This is a genomic window from Streptomyces sp. NPDC001480 (assembly GCF_042894725.1).
Classification (GTDB): domain Bacteria; phylum Actinomycetota; class Actinomycetes; order Streptomycetales; family Streptomycetaceae; genus Streptomyces.
Genome location: NZ_JBIAVX010000019.1, coordinates 151,859 through 175,778, shown reverse-complemented (window position 1 = coordinate 175,778; position 23,920 = coordinate 151,859). Strand labels below are relative to the sequence as shown.

Sequence of the window (23,920 nt, the reverse complement as noted above, 5' to 3'; positions counted from 1 at the left end):
CCCATGAGCAATTCCACCGCCGCCGCCATCCTGACCACCCCTGACCTGGACGAGGCGTTGCGGGTCGTGCGGGGGCTGCTCGGGGTCGCGGACCTCGATTGCGCCGAGGTCGACTTCGAGGCCGAGATCCAGTCCCGACAGGGGCTGGCGGAGGTGTCGCGGGTGCTGCCGGGGCTCAACTGGTGGGCGCGGGAGGAGTCGGATCCGCGTTCGGCGAAGGCCGGTGACGATCCGGCGGAGTGCCTGCCCGTCAGGGTGCACGACTGGTGTCATGCCCTCCAACTCGCAGAACCGTTCGTCCGGGCTCTGGGCCCCCGGGACGCCGCCGCCGTGCGCTGGGATCTGAACGGGTGGCCCGCGGTGCCGGAGGCGGGGCTGGAGGACATCTCCCAGAAGTACGCGTACCTGACGCTGTCGGTGAACTCCCGGGATCTGTACCAGTGCGAGCTCGCGCCGGACCACACCGTGTACGTGCACGTGCGGGGAGAACACGACCTCGACCGCGTCCACTGGCTCGCCGCGCAGGTCGGCGGGCGGTTCGAGGGGCGGACGGAGCTCGCCCCGCTGTGACGTCGTCTCGTCCGGGTGGGTGACCCGGACGGTTCGGCCTCCCCGGTCCGCGGCCCCGCCAACTTAATCTGATGGCATGTCAGATGAAGAGTCCTACGAGCTGCTCGGGTTCGACAACGTGCTGTTGCCCGTCGGGGACCTCGGTGAGGCCGTGGAGTTCTACGAGCGCGCCGGGTTCGTCGTGGGGTTCCGGTTCGACGAGGCCGGGATCGCGCTGCTGAAGGTCGGGGGCGAGACGCCCGGGATTCTGCTGCGGGTGGAGCACGGGCTGGGGCAGCGGCCGCCGGCCTGGCCCTCGACCCGGCTGTGGCTGGAGGTGCCGGACGCGCGTGCGGCGGTCCGCAAGCTCGCCGACGCCGGGATCGAGCCGCTCGACGAGCCCTTCTCCGTGGCCACGGGGTGGACCGTGGAGGTCGCCGACCCGTGGGGGAACGCCCTCGGGTTCACGGACTACACCAAGCGGCCGGAGCTCGGCCGGCGGTCCTGATCCACGGCCACCCCGAACGAGTTGAACATGTTCAAAAACAGGTCTACAGTCTCCCCTGTCAGCGTTTTGAACGCGTTCAAGAATGTCGAGAAGGGGTGGGGGCATGGACCGCACGGTCATCGCCTACGTCATCTACCTGGTCGTCAGCATCGCCCTGACCGTCTGGGTGGCCCGGACGCTCAGCCGCAACGGGCGGGTGTTCCTCGCGGACGTGCTCCAGGGGAACGAGAAGCTCGCCGACGCCGTCAACCACCTCCTGGTGGTCGGCTTCTACCTGGTCAACCTCGGCTTCGTGGCGCTGTACCTGAGCGGCGACGAGACCATCGAGGACACCCGCCAGATCTTCGAGGCGCTGTCGACCAAGCTGGGCGTGGTGCTGCTGGTGCTCGGGGTGATGCACCTGGGCAACGTGTACGTGCTGAACCGGATCCGCCGGCGCGGGATCATGGAGCGGGAGCAGATCCCGCCCGTCGCGCCGCAGGGCTGGGCCGCGCCGCAGGCCGGGGCGTGAGCACGGTGGCGACCGCCGGGGACCGGGGCGCCGTGCGCGTCCCGGTCCGCGGGCTGACCGTGCTGTACGACGCCGACTGCGCCCTGTGCACCCACGTACGGGACTGGCTCGTACGGCAGCGGCAGCTTGTGCCGCTGGAGCTGGTCCCGGCGGGGTCCGACGAGGCGCGGGCGCGGTTCCCCTCGCTGGATCACGGCGGGACCCTCGACGAGGTCACCGTGGTCGGGGACGCCGGGCAGGTCTACCGGGGTACGGCCGCCTGGGTCGTCGTCCTGTGGGCCCTGCGCGAGCACCGTCCGCTCGCCCACCGGCTGAGCACTCCGGCGGGGGCCGCGCTGGCCAAGGGCGCGGTGCTGGCGGCGGCGATGTGGCGGGGGACGCAGTGGGGCGGGAAGGCGTACCGGCGGGGCGACGGGTGGACGTACCACCCCAGCCGGGGCTGGACCTACGACCCGCCGGGTTGTGACAGCGGGGCCTGTGGCAGTCGTTAGGCTCTTGTCCGTGTCCGCGAAGAACGAAGCCAGCAAGTCCGAGCAGACCCGCGCGCTGATCCTGGAGACGGCGATGCGGCTGTTCCAAGAGCGCGGCTACGACAAGACGACCATGCGGGCCATCGCCAAGGAGGCCGGCGTCTCCGTCGGCAACGCGTACTACTACTTCGAGGGCAAGGAGCACCTGATCCAGGGCTTCTACGACCGGATCGCCGCCGAACACCGGGTGGCGGTCCGGGAGGTCCTGGACCGGGAGACCGACCTCGAGGCACGGCTCGCGGGCGTGCTGCGGGTCTGGCTGGACATCGCCACGCCGTACCACGAGTTCGCGGTGCAGTTCTTCAAGAACGCCGCCGACCCCGACAGCCCGCTCAGCCCCTTCTCCCCCGAGTCCGAGCACGCGCGCGTGGAGGCCATCAGCGTCCACCGGGAGGTGCTGGCGGGCACGAAGACCAAGGTGCCGGAGGAACTGCGGGACATCCTGCCCGAGTTGATGTGGCTCTCGCAGATGGGGCTCGTCCTGTACTGGATCTTCGACCGGACCGAGGGACGCGAGCGCAGCTACCGGCTGGCCGAGCGGGGGGCGCGGCTCACCGCGCGGGGCGTGTACCTGGCCCGGTTCCGGGTGCTGCGGCCGCTCGTGCGGGAGGTGCACGAGCTGTTCACGGACTTCCTGCCCGGGATGACGAAGGCGCTGCCGGATCCGGCGGGACGGGGGCGGCAGGGGGAGTGATCACTTTCGGGTGAACGGGAGCGAAGGGGACATCCGGCACCCGGTCTGCCTACGATGATGCTCTCGACACCAGCCCATGGGAGGCACCTGATGTCCGCAGCAGCTGTCGAGCGGCCGCACGAGGAGCAGTCGCTGATCGCCGACGCGAACCACATCATGGAGAGCATTCCGGGCCTCCGCGTCGAGATCATCGGAGACCAGATTCTCGTGAGCCCCGCACCGGACGGCCCTCACTCCGAGGCCCTGATGCTGTTCGCAGCCCCGTTCATGAATCTGGGCCTGGTGCGGGCGCTCCCCGGCATCGGCCTCTGGCTGCCCAGCGGCCCCGAGGACTATGCGATCCCTGACCTGTCGGTGGTCGACGACGACTACCGCGATCACCTGGTGGAGAACAGCTGCTACGACCCGACGTGCTTCCGTCTGGTCATGGAGGTCACCTCCAGCAACTGGAAAACGGACCTGCAGACCAAGGTCTCCTACTACGCCAAGGCCCGGGTTCCGGTCTACGTCATCGTCGACCGCAAGCACCAGCGTCTCCACGTTCTGACCGAACCGGCCGGTGGCCGCTACGCCACTCATGGGATCCACATTCCCGGGGAGCTCGTTACGCTCCCCGAGTCCGTGGGTGGCAAGGTCGTGCTGGACGTCGAGCGCATCCTCAAAGCCGGACTGGCTTGAACTAGTTGACCGCGTCCACCTCTCCCTCCGCCACCTCCACGTCGAACACCAACGGCCCGTCCCCCACGACCACGTGCCGCGCCCGGGAACCGTGCGCCCCCGCCGTCACCGCCAGCAGATAAGACCCCGGCCCCGGCACCGACACGATGTACGAGCCGTCCGCCAGGGACGTCACCCGGTCCAGCTGGCGCCCGCCCTTCGACAGCAGGGTCACCGCCGCGTCGCCGACCGGCTCACCGTCGGCCGTGCGGACGTAGCCGTGGACCACCGAGGCGGGGCCATCGGCCGACAGAGCCTCGGGTTCCTCCTCCTTCGGCTCCACCGCGAGGTGCGGCAGCCGCCTCTCCAGCCACTCCGGCAGCCACCAGTTGGCCTTCCCCATGAGGTGCATCGCGGCCGGCACCAGTGCCGTACGCAGGATGAACGCGTCCAGTGCGACCGCCGCCGCCAGGCCCACGCCCGCCATCGCCGCGCCCGAGTCGCCGCTGAGGACGAAGGCCATGAAGACGCAGACCATGATCAGGGCCGCGGAGTTGATCACGCGGCTGGTCTCGGCCAGGCCGACGCGTACCGCTCGCGCGTTGTCCTTCGTGTGCACCCACTCCTCGTGCATCCGGCTGACCAGGAACACCTGGTAGTCCATGGACAGGCCGAAGAGCAGGGACAGCATGATGACCGGCAGGAAGGCGTTGATCGGGCCCTCCTTGCCGAGGCCGAGCAGGCTCAGGCCCCAGCCCCACTGGAAGATCGCGACGAGGACGCCGAAGGAGGCCGCCGCCGCGATCAGGTTCATCACGGCGGCCGTCAGCGGCACCACCAGGGAGCGGAAGGCGACCAGCAGGAGCAGGAAGCCGAGGCCGATGATCGTCGCGATGAACCAGGGGAGGCGGTCACCGGTGACGGACGCGAAGTCCTTGGAGATCGCGGTGACCCCGCCGACATGGGCCTGCACCTTCGCCTTGGGGATCACCTCGTCCCGCAGGGTGTCGATGAGGTCGTCGGTCTCCTTCGACTGCGGTGACGTCGTCGGGACCACCTGGACGACCGTCACACCCCCGCGCGCGGGCACCGCGCCGACCTGGGCGACGCCCTTGGTCGCCTGGATGTCCTTGACCAGGGCGGTCGTGTCACCGCTGGCGACGACCACCTGGAGCGGGCCGTTGAAGCCCGGCCCGAAGCCCTCGGCGAGCAGGTCGTAGGCCTTGCGGGTCGTGGTGGACGCGTCGTCGTTGCCCTGGTCCGTCGCGCCCAGGCGCAGGGACAGCACCGGCAGGGCGAGGACGGCCATGACGACGAGGGCGAGGGCAGCGATCGCCCGCGGGCGCTTCTGCACGGTGCCCGACCAGCGGGCGGCGAGGCTGCTCGCCTGCTCCTGCTCCGGTTCCGGGCCCGTGGCGGCCAGTCGGCGCCGCTGCCTGCGGCTGAGCACGCGCGGGCCGAGGAAGCCCAGCAGGGCGGGGAGGAGGGTGGTGGCCGCGAGGACGCTGAGCACGACGGTGAGCGAGGTGCCGATGACCACGCCGTCCAGGAAGCGCAGGTTCGTCACCAGCATGCCGGCGAGCGCGATGCACACCGTGCCGCCCGCGAACAGCACCGCCCGGCCCGAGGTGTTGAGGGCGGTGACCGCCGACTCCTCGGGGTCCATGCCCCGCGTGATGCCGCGCCGGTGCCGGGTGACGATGAACAGCGCGTAGTCGATGCCGACGCCGAGGCCGATCAGGGAGGACAGCAGCGGTGCCAGGTCGGGGATGTCGGTGGTGTGGCTGAGCAGCTGCACGGAGAACATGCCCGTGCCGACGCCGAAGACGGCGATGCCGATCGGCAGCAGCATCGCGAGGAACGAGCCGAAGGCCAGGAACAGCACGACGGCCGCGGCGAGGATGCCGACCATCTCCGACAGGCCCTGGGGCGGCTCCTGCACGCGCTGGATGGCCTGGCCGCCCAACTCGACCTCAAGACCTTGGCGTTCGGCCTTCTGCGCGGTGTCCACGACGTTCTGGACGAGGTCCTTGGGTACGGCGTTGGCCTGCTCGGTGAACGTGATCCGGGCGTAGGCGATCCGCCCGTCCCGGCTGATCTGCGCCGCCCCCCGGGCGCCGGTGTAGGGGCCGGCGACCTCGCCGACGCCCTTCATCTTCGCGATCTCGTCCAGCGCGGGCTGGACGCGGGACTTCACGGACGCGTCGCGCACCGATCCGCCGTCGGTCTTCCACACCACCGTGTCGGTGTCGCCCGCGCTGTCCGGGAAGGCCTTCTCCATCAGGTCGTACGCCCGTTTGGAGTCCGTGTTCGGGAGGGAGAAGACATTCGCGTAGTCCGTGCCCGCCGTCGAGGCCGCGAAGCCCAGGCCGAACAGCGCCCCCACCCACAACAACAGGACCACCAGCCGGTGCCGGTAGCACCACCGTGCCCATGCCGTCACGCTCAACGCTCCTTAGCAGATCGTTACTTCATCGGTCGGTCCCCCAGGTCCTGGGCTCCAGGATCGGCATCGGCACCCGCGCGTGGGCACGTGACACGCATGACTCTCAAGGAACTCCAAAGCTCGATCCGCCCCCGCTGTCAGTGGCCCCGCCGATACTGGGGGCATGACGGCTCCAGGAACCGTGCTGGTCGTGGAGGACGAGGAGAGCATCGCGGACGTCCTCGCCATCGCCCTGCGCTACCACCGCTTCGAGGTGATGACCGCGGGCGGCGTCCGCGAGGCCCTCGCGCTCACCGAGCGCACCCGGCCCGACGCCGCCCTGCTCGACGTCATGCTGCCGGACGGGGACGGCCGCGCCCTGGGCCGCGAACTGCGCGCCCGGCAGCCGGATCTGGCACTGGTGTTCCTCACCGCGCGCGACTCCCCGGCCGAGATGGTCGGCGCGCTCGGCTTCGGCGACGACTACATCACCAAGCCGTTCGACATCGACGTCGTCGTCGCCCGGATCGGCGCGGTGCTGCGCCGGACCCGGCCCGCCGACGTCATCCCCGAGCGCCCGCCCCTCAGATACGGCGATCTGGAGCTGGACGAGACGACGTACTCGGTGCACCGCGCGGGCCGCACGGTCGAGCTGACCCCGACCGAGTACGCGCTGCTGCGGTTCCTGGTGCGCAACGGCGGCCGGATCGTGCCGAAGGAACAACTGCTGCGCCACGTCTGGCAGTACGAGCACGTCCCGCCCGAGTCGACCGTCGTGGAGACGTACATCAGCTATCTGCGGCGCAAGCTCGACGCCCTGGGCCCGCCGGTGATCACCACCCGGCGCGGGGTCGGATACGGGCTCGCATGAGGCCACGCGCCAGGCACGGGGTGCACTCCCTGCGCGGCAAGCTCACCCTGGCCAACGTCGGACTGCTCGCCGTCGGCATCGTGGTGGCCGCCGCGGTGAGCGTGATGGGAATGCGGCACTACCTGATCGGCCAGATCGACACCGAGCTGACCAAGATGCGCGGCTCGCTGGGCAGTTCGGGGCTCACCCTGCAACAGGTCGACTCACTGCGCGTGCTGGACTTCGTCCGTGACCGTGTCGCGTCCCAGCGCGACCAGCAGCCCACCCCGGACTCGATCTTCACCGCCGTCGACGACCGCGGCAAGCCCCTCGCCCTCTTCGACATCCAGCCCACCGAAGCCCAGCGCTCCCTCGCCGCCGCCGTCACCGACCCGCGCGCCCTCGCCGCGGACCCCGCCCCGCACGACGTCACCGTGCACGGCGCCGCCTACCGCGTGACCGCGACCCGCCTCGCCGACGGCCCGTACGTCTTGCTGGCCACCTCCACCGAGGCCCTGCACAACGGCATAGCCAAGGCCCTCAAGCTCGACCTCGCCGTCGGCACGCTGCTGCTCGCGCTGCTGTGCTGCCTGACCATGTTCAGCGTGCGGCGCCGGCTCAGGCCGCTGGAGGACATGGTGGAGACGTCGTCCGCCATCGCCGAGGGCGACCTCACCCGGCGCGTTCCCTCCAGCCACCATCCGACGCAGGAGGTCGAGCAGCTGCGGCTGGCCCTCAACTCCATGCTCCACCAGGTGGAGTCGGCCTACCGCACGCGCGAGCGCTCCGCGGCCCAGCTGCGGCGCTTCGTCGCCGACGCCTCGCACGAGCTGCGCACCCCGCTCGCGGCGATACGCGGCTACCTCCAGCTGTACGACAAGGGGATGCTGAGCGAGGCGGGCGAACGCAAGCGCGCCTGGGACCGGATGAACGCCGAGGCCGACCGCATGGGCCGGCTCGTCGACGAGCTGCTCACCCTGGCCCGCCTCGACCAACGGCCCGAACTGCGCCTGAAGAACGTCGACGTCAGCCGGCTGGTGCGGGAGGCCGCCGAGGACCTCAGGGTGCAACAGCCGGACCGGCCGGTCACCGTGGCCGCGGACGGGGTGCTGCTGGTGCGGGCCGACGAGTCGGGGCTGCGGCAGGTACTGGGCAACCTGCTGGCCAACGTCCGCACGCACACGCCCGCCGACGTGCCGGTACGGCTGGCAGCGGAGCGCGCGGACGGGCTGGTACGGCTGTGCGTCGCCGACGAGGGCCCCGGGCTGGCCGAGGACGACGCGGCCCGCGTCTTCGACCGCTTCTTCCGAGCGGGCGGCGGCGCGGGCAGCGGCCTGGGCCTGGCCATCGTGCAGGGCGTGGTGCACGCGCACGGCGGCGAGGTAGCCGTGCGGACGGCCCCCGGCGAGGGACTCGCGGTGACGGTCACCCTGCCGGAGCGCACGCCCGTACGGTCGTGAACCGCCCGCCTCAGATCCAGTCGAGGCGCCACAGCCGGAACACGCCGGTGCCGTCGTCGAGGTACTGGCCGCCGCCGACGTCCTCGTTGCTGACGACGTACTCCTTGCGCTGCCACAGCGGGATCAGCGGTACGTCCCTGGCCACGTCGTCCTGCACGGAGCGGAAGTCCTGCGCGACCTGGCCGCGGTCGGCGTACCGCTGGCTGTCGAGGATCGTGTTGTCGACGAGCTTGTTGCTGTAGCCGGTGTTCATCGTGGAGCCGGTGCCGACGAGCTGGGCGCCGAACGTGTCCGGGTCGGGGTAGTCGGCGACCCAGCCGACCGCCCACGCGTCCAGCTTGCCGGTCGCCCACTGCTTCTGGAAGTCGGTCCACTCGTAGCCCTTGAGGTCCACCTTGAACAGGCCGCCCGCCTCCAGCTGCTTCTTCAGCTCCGCGGCCTCCTCGGCTGCCGCGTCGCGCTTGCCGTAGCCGAAGGTGAAGTGCACCGGGGCGGACACGCCGGCCTCGGTGAGCAGTTGCTTCGCCTTCTCGACGCTCTGCTTGGGGTAGGCGTCGAAGAACGAGGTGGAGTGGCCGGTGAGTCCGGACGGGATCAGCGAGTACAGGGGGTCGACGGTGCCGTCGTACACCGTCGCGGCCAGCTGCTCGCGGTTGACCAGCCAGGCCAGGGCCCGCCGGACACGCGGGTCGCGCAGCGGGGAGCTCTTGCGGGTGTTGAGGTAGAGGTTGCGGGTCTCGGAGCTGTCGGACTCCGTGACGCGCTGACCCGGGTCGCTCGCGGAGAGGCCGGAGAGCACCTTCGGCGGCAGCGTGCGGCTGGCCACGTCGATCTGCTTGCCCTTCCAGGCGGCCTCCAGCTTGTCGGAGCCGGCGTAGTAGCGCAGCTCGACGGGGCGGCCCGTGCTCTTCAGGTAACCCGCGTAGGAGGAGTTCGGCTCCAGGGTGGCCTGCTCCCCCTTGGTGTACGCCGTGAGCCGGTACGGGCCGGTGCCGTCGACGTCGTTGCCGGACCGCAAGGTGCCCGCCGGGTACTTCTCCCGGTCGACGATCGAACCGGCGCCGGTGGCCACCTTGAACGGAAAGGTGGCGTCCGGCGACGAGAGGTGGAAGGTGATGCGGTCGCCGACGACGGTCACCGAGCCGAGGGTGGAGAGCAGTGACGCCGGGCCGACATCGGATTTGATCTTCTTGACCCGGTCGAAGGAGTACTTCACGTCCTCGGCGGTCATGGCCCGGCCGCTCGGGAAGGTGATACCGGAGCGCAGTTCACACCGGTAGGTCTTCAGCTCGGTGTCCACGAACCCGCAGCTCCTGGCCGCGTCCGGCACGGGCAAGACACTGCCCGCGTCGTAGGTCAGCAGTGACTGGAAGACGTTGCTGAACAGCGCCCACGAGCCGGCGTCGTAGGCGCCGGCCGGGTCCAGTGAGGTGACGGCGTCCGTCGTGCCGACCGTGATGGTCTTGTCCTTGTCCTCCTGTGACGGAAGCAGCTGCCAGCCACCGATTCCCACGGCTGCCAGAACGAGAAAAATGCTGAGAATCCGCATGCGAACCGATCGCATGGTGGTGCCCTCCCCAGGCCCTGCCCGAGCCCTACCCAGGCCCTGCACAAAAGCGCCACCCCCTAGTGGCGCGGCTCACCTAACCACACGTGTTTGACGCGGGGGAAGAGCAATCTGCCGAGATGAGAAAGAACTTACCCCGGTGTTGTTTCGGCCGGATATCTCAGTTCCTCCATGGGTTGTTCAAAGGGTCGCCAGTTCGATCACCGTGATGTCCGAGGGGGCACCCACGCGCGTGGGCGGTCCCCAGGCCCCGGCGCCCCTGCTGACGTACAGCTGGGTGTCGCCGTAGCGCTCAAGGCCCGCGACGGTCGGGTTGGCGGCCGCCGCGACGAGGTTTCCCGGCCAGAGCTGGCCGCCGTGGGTGTGGCCGGAGAGCTGGAGGTCGACGCCGTACCGGACGGCCTCGTGGATCTGCACCGGCTGGTGCGCGAGCAGCACGCACGCGCGTGCCGTGTCCCGGTCACCGAGCGCCCGGTGGAAGTCGGGGCCGTGTCCCTCGCTCTCGCCCTGGAGGTCGTTGACGCCGGCGAGGTCGAAGTACGGGAGTTCGGTACGGGCGTTCTCCAGCGGGCGCATCCCCAGCTCCCGTACCTCCTCGACCCACTGCTCGGCTCCGGAGAAGTACTCGTGGTTGCCGGTGACGAAGTACGCGCCGTGCCGGGCCCGCAGCCCGGCGAGCGGCGCCGCCGCCGGACCCAGGTCCTTGACGCTGCCGTCCACCAGGTCCCCGACGACCGCGATGAGGTCGGGCTGGGTTCCGTTGACGGTGTCGACGACCTTCCGCGCGAAGTCGCGGCCGAGGACCGGGCCGAGGTGGATGTCGCTGACGACGGCGATCCGGAAGCCGCGTGCGGCGCGCGGGAGTCTGGCCAGCGGGACGGTGACCCGCTTCACCCTCGGACCGCGCAGCACCCCGTAGGTGCCGTAGCCGACGGTCGCCACGGCCGCGGTGGCGGCGGCGCCGCCGACGACCCGGGAGACGAAGAGACGACGGGAGGGCGCGAGCGGGGACGCCGCGGCGGGCTCGCCGGGGTCGTCCGGCCCCTGTGCGGTGGCTTCCTCGGGAGCCTCCGCCCGCTCCGGTCCGGGTACGGCCGCCGGGGCCGTCGCCGCCCGTGCCGGTGCGGCCACCGGTGACGGGACGGGTCGCCCCCGCCTGAGCGACAGCCGTCGCAGCACGGGCCGCACCGCTTCCCCGGCCACCACCGCGAGCAGCAGGTAGAGCGCCAGGGCCATCCACAGGAAGCCGGGCCAGGCGAGGGTGCGCTGGAGCCAGAACGGGGCGCCGGCGCGTTCGGCGACCAGGGCGGCGATCATCAGCACCGGGCCGGCGACGAAGACGGCCGTGCCCGCGCGGCGTGCCGGACCGGGGCCCGCCGTCGTGTCGCGGACCAGGCGGCGCCAGACGTACCGGTGCAGGGCCGCCACGACGGCCAGGACCGCCAGGGCGACGAGCGCGAAGACGATGACCACTTGGCGGAGTCCCCCGTGCTTCCCGTGCTTCCCGTTATGACGTCCGGCGCAGTGCGCGCAGTCCGCGCAACCCGATGACCCCGATGACCGTCCCCAATACGAAGGAGACGACCGCCAGCGTCAGGTGCACCCAGAAGTACGCCGTGGGGTGACCGTCGTCGAAGGCGAGACCACTGCTGTCCTTGACGAGATTCTTGACGAAAGTGACCCAGATGACCCAGCTCCACACCCCGAAGGCGAGCAGGAACCAGGACACCGGGCGGCTGAGCTTCATGGGTTCAGTATCGCCGGGGTCCGTCGGGCGCCGCGCCCGGGGTGGGAGCTTGCTGGTCACGTCGGTCGCCCTGCTGTCCGCCTCCCTCGCCGCGCCCGCCGCCGTCGCCGCGCCGACCCCTTCGAAGAGCCCGTCGGCCACTCCCCCGGCCGGCATGTCCACGGTCGGCGGCACCCGCCTTGGCCGGCCCGGCACGCAGGTCAACCTCGGCAGCGGTGTGCAGGTGCTGCCCAAGGACGTCACCGCGCGCTCCTGGATCGTCGCCGACGCCGAGTCCGGGGAGGTGCTGGCCGCGCACAACGCACACTGGCGGCTGCCGCCGGCGAGCACGCTGAAGATGCTCTTCGCCGACACGGTCCTGCCGCGCTTCCCGAAGGCGACCCGGCACAAGGTGGTGCCGGCCGACCTGGCGGGCATGGGCGCGGGTTCGAGCGTGGTCGGGATCAAGGCGAACCACACGTACACCGTCCACGACATGTGGCTCGGCGTCTTCCTGCGCTCCGGGAACGACGCGGTGCACGTGCTGTCCCGGATGAACGGCGGCATCGGGCAGACCGTCAAGGACATGCAGGCCCACGCCGACGACCTCCAGGCCCTCGACACCCGCGTGATCAGTCCCGACGGCTACGACGAGCCGGGGCAGGTCTCCTCGGCGTACGACCTGACGCTGTTCGCCCGCTCGGGGATGCAGAAGAAGGACTTCCGGGACTACTGCTCGACCGTGACCGCGAAATTCGGCTCCGGCGAGATCCGCAACACCAACCGGCTGCTCAGCGGCGACACCGACGTCCCGGTCTACCAGGGCATCGCGGGCGTGAAGAACGGCAACACCACCAACGCTGGCGCCACCTTCACCGGCGTCGCCGAACGGGGCGGCCACGTCCTGCTGGTCACCGTCATGAACCCGGAGAAGAGCGAGCACAACGAGGTCTACAAGGAGACCGCCCGGCTCTTCGACTGGGGTTTCCAGGCGGTCGGCAAGGTGCAGCCGGTGGGCGAGCTGGTGGCGCCGAAGAACGCCGCCCGGGCCACCGCGCGGCCCGGCGCCAGTGCCTCGCCCGGGCAGGCGGGCGGCACTGGTACCGGCACCGGCACGGGCACCGGCGGGTCGTCGTCGAAGCCGGTGGCCGCCGGCCCCTCCGGCGGCTGGCGCGGCGTCGGTATCGCCGGGGCGATCGCCGGGGGGCTGCTGGTGCTGCTGGGCGGCGGGGCGTTCCTGGTCAACCGCCGGTGGCCGCTGCCGGACCTCGTACGGCGGCGGACTCGGTCCTGAGCTCGGCCTCCTTGCTCGGCGTCGCCGTCCAGGCGGCGCAGAACAGGACCAGTTTCGCGGTGAAGTTGATCCACAGCAGCAGGGCGACGGGGACGCCGAACGCGCCGTACATGCTCTTCGAGGCGACTCCCTGGATGTAGCCGCTGATCAGCAGTTTCAGCAGTTCGAAGCCGACCGCTCCGGTGAGCGCCGCGACGAACAGGCGGTGGCGGTGCGGCTCGACGCCGGGCAGCAGGGTCAGGACGTACAGCAGGACCAGGAAGTCGGCGAGGACGGCGACGGCGAACGCGACGACGCGCAGCAGCACGCTGCCCCAGCCGTGCTCGTCGAGGCCGAGGCCGCGGGACGCCCAGCCGACCGCGGCCGAGGCGACGGTGGAGGCGGCGAGCGTGACCAGCAGCGCGCCGCCGAGCCCGATCAGGACCCCGGCGTCCTTGGCCTTGCTCAGGAGGGGGTTCTCCTCGGTGTCGGGCAGCTCCCACACCGCGCGCAGGCAGTCGCGCACCTGCCCGACCCAGCCGATGCCGGTGAGCAGCAGCAAGGCGCCCGCGATGACGCCGACGGTGCCGGCGTTCTGGACCAGCGAGGAGATGTCGAGCTGGTCGGAGATGCCGGGGAACTGCTCGGCGATCTTCCTCTCGACGTTCCGTTGCTGGGCGGCGCTGAGCGTGGCGGCGGCGACCGCGGCGGACACGGTCAGCAGCGGGAACAGCGCGATGAAGCTGACGAAGGTCATGGCGGCGGCCAGCCGTGTCCACTTCACCCGGTCCAGACGCTCGTACGAGCGCCACGCGTGCGTGGTCATCAGGCGGGCGACCAGTGGCCCGACACCGGGGAGCTTTTTCAGCCAGTCCATGATCCGCTTCTGCCCTCGTCTCGGAAGACCAATGTCCGAATACCCCAGAAGCGCAGGACTGTGGCCAGGGCCATGCCGATTCCGGCGCCGGAGACCGTGTCGGCGCGCTGGGAGGTGAGGCCGAGGCCGTAGTGGCTGATGGTGAGGCAGAGGAGCTGGACGAGGGCGCCGACGAGGTTCACGGCCACGAAGGCGGCGTACGGGCGCAGGCCCGTGGGCCGGGTGCCGCGGTAGGGGCCGAGGGCGTTGCCGGCGTACGCGACCGTGCAGCCGGCCGCGAAGGAGAGGGACTTGGCGGTGAGCGGGCCGCAGCCGGCGGGGCCGCGCAGGCAGGTGAACAGGGCCAGGTCGGCGGCGTAGGCGACGAGCCCCACGGTGGCGAAGCCGAGCAGTTCGCCCCGCCGCACCGGGGTCACCAATTCGCCACCGCCAGGCCGTACATGGCCAGCCAGGCCGCGCCGATCAGGGTCAGGGCGCGGTCGTGCAGGACCACGTCCTCGGGCTCGCCCGCGATGCCGCGGTCGGCGAAGACGGCGTACCTGAGGATCGCGAGGACGAAGGCGACCATGGACAGCTGCCGCCAGGGCAGCACGCTCGCGTGCGGCACGCCGCCCTCCTCCAGCGCCCACATGCAGTAGGCGAGGACGGCGACGCCGGCCGCCAGTTGCCAGACGAAACGCAGGTAGCCGGTGGTGTACTCGGTGAGCAGCGCGCGCGTGGCGCCCGGCCGCCCGGCCATCTGCACGGCCTCGGAGTAGCGCTTGGCGGAGACCATGAACAGCGCCCCGAAGCCGGTGGTGATCAGGAACCAGCGGGACGGCGGGATGCCGAGCGCGACCCCGCCGATCACCGCCCGCATCAGGAAGCCGGTGGTGACCACGGCGAGGTCGACGACCAGCACGTGCTTGAGGGTGAGGCAGTACGCCAGCTGCATGCCGAGGTAGGCCGTCAGTACGGCGGCGACGGCCGGGGAGGCCAGCCAGATGGCGCCCGCGGGCGCGAGCACGGCCAGGGTGCCCCCGGTGGCGTAGGCGACGGGCACGGGGACGCGGCCGGCGGCGACGGGGCGGCGGCACTTGGTGGGGTGGGCGCGGTCGGCCTCGGCGTCACGGGCGTCGTTGATCAGGTAGACGGCGGCGGCGCAGGCGGTGAAGAGGGCGAAGACCAGGCACACCTGGGTGAGCGCGGGCCGGGAGAAGAGCCGTCCGGCGGCGGCCGGGGCGGCCAGGACCAGGATGTTCTTGACCCACTGCTTCGGGCGGGTGGCCTTCAGCAGGCCGCCCAGGAGGCCGCCCGGGCCGCGCGGGGGCGAGGGTGGCCGCTCGCCTGGCGGGCGGTGTTCCAGGAGCGCGACATCAGCCACGGGCGTTCTCCCTCATCCAGCGCGCGCCCGCCCGCGCGGTCAGCACCCCCAGGGCCGCGCCCGCCGCCACGTCGGAGGGGTGGTGAACGCCCAGGACCAGGCGGGACAGGCACATGGCGGCGGCGAGCGGCGGCACCGCGTACGCCCCGAGCGTTCCGAAGGCGACCGCGGCGGCCCCGGCGGAGGCGGCGTGCGAGCTGGGGAAGGAGTACCGGCCGGCGGTCCGCACCAGGGGTACGACGTGCGCGGGGCGCGCGCGGCGCACGATCCGCTTCACGGCCATGCTGGCGAGGTGTGCGCCCGCGACGAGCACCGTGCCGCGCAGCCAGGCGCCGCGTCGGGCGCCGTCCACGGCGGCTCCGGCGAGCCCCGCCGTGAGCCACAGCGCGGCGTGCTCACCGGCCAGGGACAGTCCGCGGGCGGCGGAGGCCACCAGTGGGTCGGCACCCCGGGCGTGGAGTGCGGAAAGGATCCGGTGGTCCAGATCGATCCGGTGCTCCGGGTCGGTCCCGTGGTCCCGGTCGCGGTCCATGTCGTCCATGTGGATCCACTGTTCACGCCCGGACCGCTTTGATTACGGCAATATTGAGCGACATCCCATTAATCACCCATTTCGGGGAGAGAGGGAATGTTCCACAACTAGTGGTCCACACAGGGGCGATACGGTCGCCGACATGCCTGGAGACACCGTCTGCGTCACGGGTTGGGGCCGCACCGCGCCCACCGCCGCCCGGCTGGTCCGCCCGCGGACCCACGAGGAGGCCGCGGCCGCCGTCCGCGACTGCGGGGCCCGGGGCGGCATCGCGCGGGGCCTGGGGCGCGCGTACGGGGACGCGGCGCAGAACGCGGGCGGCGCCGTGCTCGACATGACCGGCCTCGACCGCGTCCACGCGATCGACGCCGACGGCGGGACCGTACGGTGCGACGCGGGCGTGTCCCTGCACCGGCTGATGGAGGTGCTGCTGCCGCTCGGCTGGTTCGTGCCGGTGACCCCCGGTACCCGCCAGGTGACCGTCGGCGGGGCGATCGGCGCCGACATCCACGGCAAGAACCACCACGTCTCCGGGTCCTTCTCCCGCCATGTGCTCTCCCTGGAACTGCTCACCGCCGACGGCGGGATCCGCACGGTGCGCCCGGGCACCCCCCTGTTCGACGCGACCACCGGCGGCATGGGCCTGACCGGGGTGATCCTGACGGCCACGCTGCGGCTGCTGCCGGTCGAGACCTCGTACATGTCCGTCGACACCGAGCGGGCCGCCGACCTCGACGACCTCATGGCCCGGCTCACCGCCGGCGACCACCGGTACCGCTACTCGGTCGCCTGGATCGACCTGCTCGCCCGTGGTGCCGCGACCGGCCGTGCCGTTCTCACCCGCGGCGACCACGCGTCCCTGGAGGCACTCGGCGAGGGCACGCGCGCGTGGCGGCGCCCGCTGTCCTTCCGCCCCCGGCGGCTCCCGGCCGCGCCGGCCCTCGTACCGGAGGGCCTCCTCGGCCGGACGACCGTCGGACTGTTCAACGAGATCTGGTACCGCAAGGCGCCCCGCGCGCGGACCGGCGAGCTCCAGCCCCTCTCCCTCTTCTTCCACCCCTTGGACGGCGTCCCCCACTGGAACCGGATCTACGGCCGGGCCGGCCTCGTCCAGTACCAGTTCGTCGTCGGACACGGCCAGGAGGACGCCCTGCGCCGCGTCGTGCGCCGCGTCCGCGGACACCGCTGCCCGTCCTTCCTCGCCGTCCTCAAGCGCTTCGGGGACGCCGACCCGGGCTGGCTGTCCTTCCCCGTGCCCGGCTGGACGCTCGCCCTCGACGTCCCGGCCGGGCTGCCGGGCCTCGCGGCCCTCCTGGACGAGCTGGACGAGGAGGTGGCCGCCGCCGGCGGACGCGTCTACCTGGCCAAGGACTCCCGGCTGCGTCCGGAACTGCTCGCCGCGATGTACCCACGGCTCGACGAGTTCCGGGCACTGCGCGCGGAACTGGACCCGAACGGGGTCTTCACGTCGGACCTCTCCCGTCGGCTCAACCTCTAGTCGGCCCAACCTCCAGGAGTTGTCGTGAAGGACGCTTTCGGAATCCCCCAGTCGCTGCTCGTGCTCGGCGGTACGTCCGAGATCGCGCTGGCCACCGCGCGCCGGCTGATCACCCGCCGCACCCGCACCGTGTGGCTGGCGGGCCGCCCCTCCCCCGCCCTGGAGCAGGCGGCCGAGCAGCTGCGCGCCCTGCGGGCCGACGTGCGCACCGTCGCCTTCGACGCCCTCGACCCCGAGTCGCACGAGGACGTGCTCGGCAAGGTCTTCGCCGAGGGCGACATCGACATGGTCCTGCTCGCCTTCGGCATCCTCGGCGACCAGGCGGTCGACGAGCGCGAGCCGGTCAACGCGGTCCGCGTCGCGCAGACCAACTACACGGGCGCCGTCTCGGCGGGACTGATCAGCGCCCGGGCCCTCCAGACGCAGGGGCACGGCTCCCTGGTGGTGCTCTCCTCGGTGGCCGGCGAGCGGGCCCGCCGCTCGAACTTCATCTACGGCTCCAGCAAGGCCGGCCTCGACACCTTCGCCCAGGGCCTGGGCGACGCGCTGCGCGGCACCGGCGCGCACGTCATGGTCGTGCGCCCCGGATTCGTCCGGACGAGGATGACCGCCGGCCGCGCGGAGACCCCGCTCGCCACCACCCCCGAGGCCGTCGCCGCGGCCATCGAACTGGGGCTCAGGCGACGCTCGGAGACGGTGTGGGTGCCGGGGGCGCTCCGGGTGGTGATGTCGGCGCTGCGGCACGTACCGCGCGCGGTGTTCCGGCGGCTGCCGATCTAGTGCCTGGTGCCCCGACAGGGCTACCGGCTGGTGGTGGGGATGGTGCCCCGGTCCGCGGGCGTCGCCTGCTGGGGTACCACGGCGCCGCCGCCGAAGGTGAACTCCCGCAGCTTGCGCCACACCCCGTCGGTGCCCTGCTCGTAGAGCGCGAAGCCGGTGCAGGCCCACTCGGCCCGGAAGTCGGCGAGCTCCTCGAAGGCGCGGTCCATCGCCGCTTCGTCGATGCCGTGCGCCACCGTGACGTGCGGGTGGTACGGGAACTGGAGTTCCCGGGCGACGGGACCGGAGGCGTCGCGGATCTGGCGCTGCAACCGGGCGCAGGACTCGGCGCCCGCCGCGATCCGCACGTAGACCACCGGGGACAGTGGCCGGAAGGTGCCGGTGCCGGACAGCCGCATCGGGAACGACCGGCCGGCCGCGGCCACCTCCGTCAGGTGTGCCTCGACGGCCGGCAGCCCGGTCTCCTCGATCTCCGTCGGCGGCAGCAGTGTGACGTGGGTGGGAATGCCGTGAGCAGCGGCGTCGCCGAAGCCCGCGCGCCGCTCCTGGAGCAGGCTGCCGTGAGGCTCCGGGACCGCGATCGACACGCCGATCGTTACGGTCCCCACGTCGTCTCCTGTCGTCGCTCTGTTTCGTTCTCGTCCGGCTTCTCGTCCGGTACGTACACAGCCGTCCGGCTATCGACTGTACGGCCACGGGTGTCCTGTGGGCAGGCGCGAGCGAAGTGATGTGCAGCGCTCTGCCCACGGGTACGTGTGTGCGGTCGTGCGCCTCAGTGCTTCGCGGGCAGGAAGCCCACCCGGTCGTACGCCTGGGCGAGGGTCTCCGCTGCCACCGAACGCGCCTTCTCCGCGCCCTTGGCCAGGATCGAGTCGAGCGTCTCCGGGTCGTCCAGGTACTGCTGGGTGCGGTCCCGGAACGGCGTCACGAACTCGACCATCACCTCGGCGAGGTCGGTCTTGAGGGCGCCGTACATCTTGCCCTCGTAGTCCTGCTCCAGCTCGGCGATCGACCTGCCGGTGAGCGTGGAGTAGATGGTGAGGAGGTTCGACACGCCCGGCTTGTTCTCCGTGTCGTACCGGATCACGGTGTCCGTGTCGGTGACGGCGCTCTTGACCTTCTTCGCGGAGGCCTTCGGCTCGTCCAGAAGGCTGATGACGCCCTTCGGCGTGGCCGCCGACTTGCTCATCTTGACCGACGGTTCCTGGAGGTCGTAGATCTTCGCCGTCTCCTTGAGGATGTACGGCTTCGGGACGACGAAGGTCTGGCCGAACCGGCCGTTGAAGCGCTCGGCGAGGTCACGGGTGAGCTCGACGTGCTGGCGCTGGTCCTCGCCGACCGGCACCTCGTTGGCCTGGTACAGCAGGATGTCGGCGACCTGGAGGACCGGGTACGTGAACAGGCCGACGGAGGCGCGGTCGGCGCCCTGCCTGGCCGCCTTGTCCTTGAACTGGGTCATGCGGGAGGCCTCGCCGAAGCCGGTGAGGCAGTTCATGACCCAGGCGAGCTGGGCGTGCTCGGGGACATGGCTCTGCACGAAGAGGGTGCAGCGGTCCGGGTCGAGCCCGGCCGCCAGCAGCTGGGCGGTGGCGAGACGGGTGTTCGCGCGCAGGTCGGCGGGGTCCTGCGGGACCGTGATCGCGTGCAGGTCGACGACCATGTAGAACGCGTCGTGGGTCTCCTGAAGGGCCACCCACTGGCGCACGGCGCCCAGGTAGTTGCCGAGGTGGAACGAGCCTGCCGTGGGCTGGATTCCGGAGAGCACGCGGGGTCGGTCAGAAGCCATGCTCACCATTCTCTCAGGTGTTGGGGACGACTTTGACGGGAGCGCCGCGAAAGGGCGCTCCCGCCGGGCCGGCCGTCAGCCGAGGTCGACCTCCGGGTACAGCGGGAAGCCCGCGACCAGGTCCGTCGCGCGCTGGGAGATCTCCTCCGCCACCTTCGGGTCCAGAACGTGGGCGGCCTTGGAGGGGGCGCCCGACTTGGTGGTGCCCGCCTCGGTGGTGGTCAGGACGCGGTCGATCAGGCCCGCCACCTCGTCCATCTCCGCGGTGCCGAGGCCGCGCGTGGTCAGCGCGGGGGTGCCGATGCGGATGCCGGAGGTGTACCAGGCGCCGTTGGGGTCGGCGGGGATGGCGTTGCGGTTGGTGACGATGCCCGAGTCGAGGAGGGCCGCCTCGGCCTGGCGGCCGGTGAGGCCGTAGGAGCCGGCGACGTCGATCAGGTTGAGGTGGTTGTCCGTGCCGCCGGTGACGAGGGTGGCGCCGCGCCGCTTCAGGCCCTCGGCCAGCGCCCGGGAGTTGTCCACGATCCGCTGGGCGTAGTCCTGGAAGGCGGGCTGCCGGGCCTCGGCGAGGGCGACCGCCTTGGCGGCCATGACGTGCGGGAGCGGGCCGCCGAGGACCATCGGGCAGCCGCGGTCGACCTGGTCCTTGAGGGAGTCGTCGCACAGGACCATGCCGCCGCGCGGGCCGCGCAGGGACTTGTGGGTCGTGGTCGTCACGATCTGGGCGTGCGGCACCGGGTCGAAGTCGCCGGTGAGGACCTTGCCCGCGACCAGGCCGGCGAAGTGGGCCATGTCGACCATGAGGGTGGCGCCGACCTCGTCGGCGATCTCGCGCATGATCCGGAAGTTCACCAGGCGGGGGTAGGCGGAGTAGCCCGCCACGATGATCAGCGGCTTGAACTCGCGGGCCTGGACGCGCAGGGCGTCGTAGTCGATCAGGCCGGTCGCCGGGTCCGTGCCGTAGGAGCGCTGGTCGAACATCTTGCCGGAGATGTTCGGGCGGAAGCCGTGGGTGAGGTGGCCGCCGGCGTCCAGGGACATGCCGAGCATGCGCTGGTTGCCGAAGGCCTGGCGCAGCTCTGCCCAGTCGGCCTCGGTGAGGTCGTTGACCTGGCGGGCGCCGGTCTTCTCCAGGAAGGGGACCTCCACGCGGTCGGCGAGGACGGCCCAGAAGGCGACGAGGTTGGCGTCGATGCCGGAGTGCGGCTGGACGTAGGCGTGGCGGGCGCCGAAGAGCTCACGGGCGTGTTCGGCGGCCAGGGACTCCACCGTGTCGACGTTGCGGCAGCCCGCGTAGAAGCGGCGGCCGACGGTGCCCTCGGCGTACTTGTCGCTGAACCAGTTGCCCATGGCCAGCAGCGTGGCCGGGGAAGCGTAGTTCTCGGAGGCGATCAGCTTGAGCATCTCGCGCTGGTCGTGGACCTCCTGGCCGATGGCGTCGGCGACCCGCGGCTCGACGGCGCGGATCACGTCGAGGGCGGCGCGGAAGGCGGTGGACTCGGTGGAGAGGGGCTGCTGCTCTGGCATGTCGGCCTCCGGACGGCGTGTTCGTACAGCGTTCGCGTTCACGGCTCGGCCCAGGCGCACGGCACTCGTTCTGACGGAGCCGCTCCCTGATGGTCCATCCCATCCAAGCGCGCCAGTCACGGCCCGACGATCAGCCTACCGGGCGGGCCGGGCGGTGCCGTCGTGGCGTCCACCATGCGAGCGTGGCGTCAGCCTGTGGGCATGCCGGTCTGGGAGCGCTCCAGCGCGGAGCGGAGCTTTGCGAGGGTCTGGGCGACGGCCGGCATCGAGGGATCGTCGAGAGCGTCTCCGAGCAGCTCGGCCAGCCGCTCGGTGAAGGTGCCCTCCGCCGCGTCGACCAGTTCCAGGCCGTCGCCGGTCAGGGCCAGCAGCGATGACCGGCGATCCGATGGATTGGGTTGCCGCGCGACCCATCCGTGCCTCTCCAGACGGTCGACGCCCTTGCTGGTCGCCCCGATGCCGACGGCGAACGCGGCGGCGAGGTCCGCCACCCGGGACCCGGGGTGGTCACGGAGATGGCGCAGGAACTCGAACTGCGAGGTGACGATCCCGTGCCGCTCGCGAAGACGGTCGTTGAGGGCGTTGTACAGCCGTGTCTCGCAGCGGACGAGGTCGGAGAAGAAGCCCGGGAGGCCGGTGCTGTCACCGCTTGATTTATATGCCACGGCATATAGTGTACCGGCAGCTACTTACGATGGGAGCAGCGATGAGCAGGGAACAGCGCGCGGCGATCGACGCGATGCTGCGGCAGCCCCGGTCCGATGAGCCCCGGTCGGTCGAGGAGATGCGGGCCTGGTTCAGGGCGATGATGGCCGAGATGATCGTCCCCGAGGGGATCCGCACCACGTCGACGACGCTGGGCACGCGCCCCGCGCTGCTGGTCGAGCCGGTCGACGGTCCACGCGCAGGAACGATCCTGTACTTCCATGGCGGCGCTTTTGTGTTCGGTTCACCCCGCACCGCTCTCTCACTGACGGGCAATCTGGTGGCCAGGACCGGGTTCAGGGCCTTGTCGCTGGACTACCGGCTCGCCCCCGAGCACCCGTTCCCGGCCGCGATCGAGGACACGCTGAGCGCCTACCGCGCGCTTCTCGACAGCGGCGAAGACCCTTCGGCCATCGCGTTCGCGGGTGACTCCGCCGGGGGTGGTCTCACCGTCACCACCTGCCTCGCCGCCCGGGACGCGGGTCTGCCGATGCCCGCGGCGATCGTGGCGTTCTCCCCCGGGCTAGACGCCACCCGGACCGGGGAGAGCATGGACACCAAGGCGGGCCTCGACCCGTACTTCACCCGCGAGAGCCTGGGCCACACCGGGGCCATGTATCTCGCGGGGCAGGACCCGCGGCACCCCATGCTCAGTCCCGCCGTCCTCGCCGACCCGGCCGGCTTGCCGCCGATGCTCCTGCAGGCGGGCACCAACGAAGTACTCCTGGACGACTCCACGCGCATGGCCGCGCGTGCGAGAGCCGCCGGAGTGGACGTCGTCCTGGACGTCACCGCGGACGTGCCCCACGTGTTCCAGGCGTTCGCCGGCGTCCTCGACGAGGCGGACGAGGCATTGGACCGGGCGGCCCTCTTCCTCGGCCAGCGCGTCCGGACCCCGGACACCTCTACAGGATCACGTGCGGCACAAAGCGTGCGTACTCGTCCGTGATCAGGCCCGAGGACTCCCGGATGCCGAGCCCAGCCGACTCGTTCTCGACGACCCAGGCGCCGAGGACGACGTGGTTGCCGTCGAAGGCGGGGAGCGGGGCAAACTGCTGGTAGCAGCAGGGTTCTTCGCGGACGACGGGGGCGGTGCCCGGTTCGTGGACCGTCACGCCCTCGCCCTCACGGCCGAGGAGCGGCTTGGCGACCCAACCGGTGGTCGTGGCGAGGTCGCGCGGGCCGTCCAGGTGGGCGGGGAGGAGGTTGGGGTGGCCGGGGTACAGCTCCCAGAGGATCGCCAGGAGCGCCTTGTTGCTCAGGAGCATCTTCCAGGCCGGCTCGATCCACAGGGTGCTGCCGGTGCCGCCGCCGTTGTCGAGGGTGTCGAGGACGTGGCCGGCGAAGCGGTCGGCGGTGAGCCACTCCCAGGGGTACAGCTTGAAGACGGCGCGCATGAACCGCAGGTTGTTGTCGACGAAGCGGCCGGAGAGGGTGTCCCAGCCGATCTCCTCCATGGAGATCCAGTCGGTGTCCAGGCCGGCCTGTTCGGCGGTCTCCTTGAGGTAGGCGACCGTCATCAGGTCCTCGCCGAGTTCGTCGGCCGAGGAGTGCGCGAAGTACAGGGGGGCGCCGGGCGGGAGGAGGCCGGCCTGCTTGCTCCAGGCGGCGACCAGGCGTTCGTGGAGGGAGTTCCACTGGTCGGCGCCGGGGAAGCGGTCCTCCATCCAGAACCACTGCGCGGAGGCGGCCTCGACCAGGGAGGTGGGGGTGTCGGCGTTGTACTCCAGGAGCTTGGCCGGGCCGGTGCCGTCGTACCGGAGGTCGAAGCGGCCGTAGACGGAGGGGAGTTCGGCGCGCCGGTGCCAGGCCTCGGCGACCGCCTCCGCGACGCGCGGGTCGGTGATGCCGAGGTCGGCGAAGCGGCCGGCGGTGACGATGTGACCGGCCGCCGCCAGGCACATGCGGTGCAGTTCCTCGACGACCTCCTCCAGGGCCTCGACCTCGTCGAGCGTGAAGGCGTAGTAGGCGCTTTCGTCCCAGTAGGGGCGCAGGGAGCCGTCGGGGTGGCGGGTGAGCGGGTAGATCAGGCCCTGTTCCTCGACGGTCTGCTGCCAGCCGGGGCGGGGGGTGGTGGTGTGGCGTTCCATGGTGGTGTAAGG

General features: G+C 71.4%; 25 protein-coding genes and 1 riboswitch. Of the genes, 12 read left to right on the top strand and 13 right to left on the bottom strand.

Annotation, left to right across the window (positions count from 1 at the left end; all coding sequences use genetic code 11):
- The first annotated feature begins 3 nt into the window (after positions 1-3).
- The 6 genes from ACFY01_RS37780 (at position 4) to ACFY01_RS37755 (ending at position 3,470) form a co-directional block, all read left to right on the top strand.
- On the top strand, positions 4-570 hold the full coding sequence (locus tag ACFY01_RS37780; RefSeq protein WP_390740294.1) for a hypothetical protein: 567 nt from the start codon (positions 4-6) through the stop codon (positions 568-570).
- Between the two features lie 76 nt (positions 571-646).
- On the top strand, positions 647-1,057 hold the full coding sequence (locus ACFY01_RS37775; RefSeq protein WP_390740293.1) for a VOC family protein: 411 nt from the start codon (positions 647-649) through the stop codon (positions 1,055-1,057).
- A 103-nt stretch (positions 1,058-1,160) separates the two neighbouring features.
- Positions 1,161-1,568, top strand: coding sequence for a hypothetical protein (locus ACFY01_RS37770; protein WP_390740292.1), 408 nt, complete (start codon positions 1,161-1,163; stop codon positions 1,566-1,568).
- Complete coding sequence (locus ACFY01_RS37765) at positions 1,565-2,059, top strand: thiol-disulfide oxidoreductase DCC family protein (RefSeq protein WP_390740291.1); 495 nt, start codon at positions 1,565-1,567, stop codon at positions 2,057-2,059. Before ACFY01_RS37770 ends, ACFY01_RS37765 begins: the two co-directional genes overlap by 4 nt.
- A 10-nt stretch (positions 2,060-2,069) precedes the next feature.
- Positions 2,070-2,792 (top strand): TetR family transcriptional regulator, encoded by a 723-nt coding sequence (locus ACFY01_RS37760; protein ID WP_361808535.1) that lies wholly within the window; start codon positions 2,070-2,072, stop codon positions 2,790-2,792.
- Positions 2,793-2,882: 90 nt separating this feature from the next.
- A complete protein-coding gene (locus ACFY01_RS37755; RefSeq protein ID WP_390740290.1) occupies positions 2,883-3,470 on the top strand; it encodes a Uma2 family endonuclease in 588 nt (195 codons plus the stop codon).
- Position 3,471: 1 nt separating this feature from the next.
- On the opposite strand, the gene ACFY01_RS37750 is transcribed toward ACFY01_RS37755, so the two are convergent.
- Positions 3,472-5,892 carry an MMPL family transporter gene (locus ACFY01_RS37750; protein WP_390740289.1) on the bottom strand — a complete coding sequence of 807 codons (2,421 nt, stop codon included), beginning with the start codon at positions 5,890-5,892 and terminating at the stop codon, positions 3,472-3,474.
- A 166-nt stretch (positions 5,893-6,058) separates the two neighbouring features.
- Here ACFY01_RS37750 and ACFY01_RS37745 point away from each other — a divergent pair, with 166 nt between their 5' ends.
- Both ACFY01_RS37745 and ACFY01_RS37740 read left to right on the top strand, forming a co-directional pair.
- A complete protein-coding gene (locus ACFY01_RS37745) occupies positions 6,059-6,745 on the top strand; it encodes a response regulator transcription factor (protein ID WP_390740288.1) in 687 nt (228 codons plus the stop codon).
- Entirely contained in the window at positions 6,742-8,184 is a 1,443-nt protein-coding gene (locus ACFY01_RS37740) for a sensor histidine kinase (protein ID WP_390740287.1), read from the top strand. The genes ACFY01_RS37745 and ACFY01_RS37740 overlap by 4 nt, the downstream gene beginning before the upstream one ends.
- Positions 8,185-8,194: 10 nt before the next feature.
- On the opposite strand, the gene ACFY01_RS37735 is transcribed toward ACFY01_RS37740, so the two are convergent.
- The 3 genes from ACFY01_RS37735 to ACFY01_RS37725 all read right to left on the bottom strand — a co-directional run bounded on the left by ACFY01_RS37735 (position 8,195) and on the right by ACFY01_RS37725 (position 11,498).
- Entirely contained in the window at positions 8,195-9,748 is a 1,554-nt protein-coding gene (locus ACFY01_RS37735; protein WP_390740286.1) for an ABC transporter substrate-binding protein, read from the bottom strand.
- Between the two features lie 183 nt (positions 9,749-9,931).
- Positions 9,932-11,224, bottom strand: coding sequence for a metallophosphoesterase (locus ACFY01_RS37730; RefSeq protein ID WP_390740285.1), 1,293 nt, complete (start codon positions 11,222-11,224; stop codon positions 9,932-9,934).
- Between the two features lie 34 nt (positions 11,225-11,258).
- Entirely contained in the window at positions 11,259-11,498 is a 240-nt protein-coding gene (locus ACFY01_RS37725; protein WP_132856212.1) for an SCO4848 family membrane protein, read from the bottom strand.
- On the opposite strand from ACFY01_RS37725, the gene ACFY01_RS37720 reads away from it, so the two are divergent.
- Positions 11,497-12,771: a D-alanyl-D-alanine carboxypeptidase family protein gene (locus ACFY01_RS37720; RefSeq protein WP_390740284.1), complete on the top strand. Its 1,275-nt coding sequence runs from the start codon at positions 11,497-11,499 to the stop codon at positions 12,769-12,771. The two genes, ACFY01_RS37725 and ACFY01_RS37720, sit on opposite strands and share 2 nt — an antisense overlap.
- Here ACFY01_RS37720 and ACFY01_RS37715 read toward each other — a convergent pair.
- The 4 genes from ACFY01_RS37715 to ACFY01_RS37700 are packed head-to-tail and all read right to left on the bottom strand — an operon-like array spanning position 12,719 to position 15,531.
- Complete coding sequence (locus ACFY01_RS37715; protein WP_390740283.1) at positions 12,719-13,627, bottom strand: YihY/virulence factor BrkB family protein; 909 nt, start codon at positions 13,625-13,627, stop codon at positions 12,719-12,721. The two genes, ACFY01_RS37720 and ACFY01_RS37715, sit on opposite strands and share 53 nt — an antisense overlap.
- Positions 13,615-14,046 carry a GtrA family protein gene (locus tag ACFY01_RS37710; protein WP_390740282.1) on the bottom strand — a complete coding sequence of 144 codons (432 nt, stop codon included), beginning with the start codon at positions 14,044-14,046 and terminating at the stop codon, positions 13,615-13,617. The genes ACFY01_RS37715 and ACFY01_RS37710 overlap by 13 nt, the downstream gene beginning before the upstream one ends.
- Entirely contained in the window at positions 14,040-14,990 is a 951-nt protein-coding gene (locus ACFY01_RS37705; RefSeq protein ID WP_390740281.1) for a decaprenyl-phosphate phosphoribosyltransferase, read from the bottom strand. The genes ACFY01_RS37710 and ACFY01_RS37705 overlap by 7 nt, the downstream gene beginning before the upstream one ends.
- Positions 14,983-15,531, bottom strand: a complete 549-nt coding sequence (locus tag ACFY01_RS37700) for a phosphatase PAP2 family protein (protein ID WP_390740280.1) — start codon at positions 15,529-15,531, stop codon at positions 14,983-14,985. Before ACFY01_RS37700 ends, ACFY01_RS37705 begins: the two co-directional genes overlap by 8 nt.
- A 133-nt stretch (positions 15,532-15,664) precedes the next feature.
- Here ACFY01_RS37700 and ACFY01_RS37695 point away from each other — a divergent pair, with 133 nt between their 5' ends.
- Complete coding sequence (locus tag ACFY01_RS37695) at positions 15,665-17,020, top strand: FAD-binding protein (protein ID WP_390740279.1); 1,356 nt, start codon at positions 15,665-15,667, stop codon at positions 17,018-17,020.
- Positions 17,021-17,044: 24 nt separating this feature from the next.
- Entirely contained in the window at positions 17,045-17,800 is a 756-nt protein-coding gene (locus ACFY01_RS37690) for a decaprenylphospho-beta-D-erythro-pentofuranosid-2-ulose 2-reductase (protein WP_390740278.1), read from the top strand.
- 20 nt (positions 17,801-17,820) lie between these two features.
- Here ACFY01_RS37690 and ACFY01_RS37685 read toward each other — a convergent pair whose 3' ends face one another.
- From ACFY01_RS37685 to ACFY01_RS37670, 4 genes are all read right to left on the bottom strand, one after another.
- The gene (locus tag ACFY01_RS37685; protein ID WP_390740277.1) at positions 17,821-18,408 is read right to left on the bottom strand and encodes a 2'-5' RNA ligase family protein; all 588 of its coding nucleotides are present in this window, start codon (positions 18,406-18,408) and stop codon (positions 17,821-17,823) included.
- 164 nt (positions 18,409-18,572) lie between these two features.
- Entirely contained in the window at positions 18,573-19,586 is a 1,014-nt protein-coding gene (gene trpS / locus ACFY01_RS37680; RefSeq protein ID WP_390740276.1) for a tryptophan--tRNA ligase, read from the bottom strand.
- A 75-nt stretch (positions 19,587-19,661) separates the two neighbouring features.
- Positions 19,662-21,113, bottom strand: a complete 1,452-nt coding sequence (locus ACFY01_RS37675) for a glycine hydroxymethyltransferase (protein WP_390740275.1) — start codon at positions 21,111-21,113, stop codon at positions 19,662-19,664.
- Between the two features lie 41 nt (positions 21,114-21,154).
- Positions 21,155-21,243: riboswitch (ZMP/ZTP riboswitch) on the bottom strand.
- Positions 21,244-21,301: 58 nt separating this feature from the next.
- The gene (locus tag ACFY01_RS37670; RefSeq protein WP_390740274.1) at positions 21,302-21,778 is read right to left on the bottom strand and encodes a MarR family winged helix-turn-helix transcriptional regulator; all 477 of its coding nucleotides are present in this window, start codon (positions 21,776-21,778) and stop codon (positions 21,302-21,304) included.
- A 41-nt stretch (positions 21,779-21,819) separates the two neighbouring features.
- On the opposite strand from ACFY01_RS37670, the gene ACFY01_RS37665 reads away from it, so the two are divergent.
- A complete protein-coding gene (locus tag ACFY01_RS37665) occupies positions 21,820-22,767 on the top strand; it encodes an alpha/beta hydrolase (RefSeq protein WP_390740273.1) in 948 nt (315 codons plus the stop codon).
- Here the strand turns inward: ACFY01_RS37665 and ACFY01_RS37660 are convergent.
- Positions 22,724-23,908 carry a glutathionylspermidine synthase family protein gene (locus tag ACFY01_RS37660; RefSeq protein ID WP_390740272.1) on the bottom strand — a complete coding sequence of 395 codons (1,185 nt, stop codon included), beginning with the start codon at positions 23,906-23,908 and terminating at the stop codon, positions 22,724-22,726. The genes ACFY01_RS37665 and ACFY01_RS37660 overlap by 44 nt on opposite strands.
- Positions 23,909-23,920 lie beyond the last annotated feature (12 nt).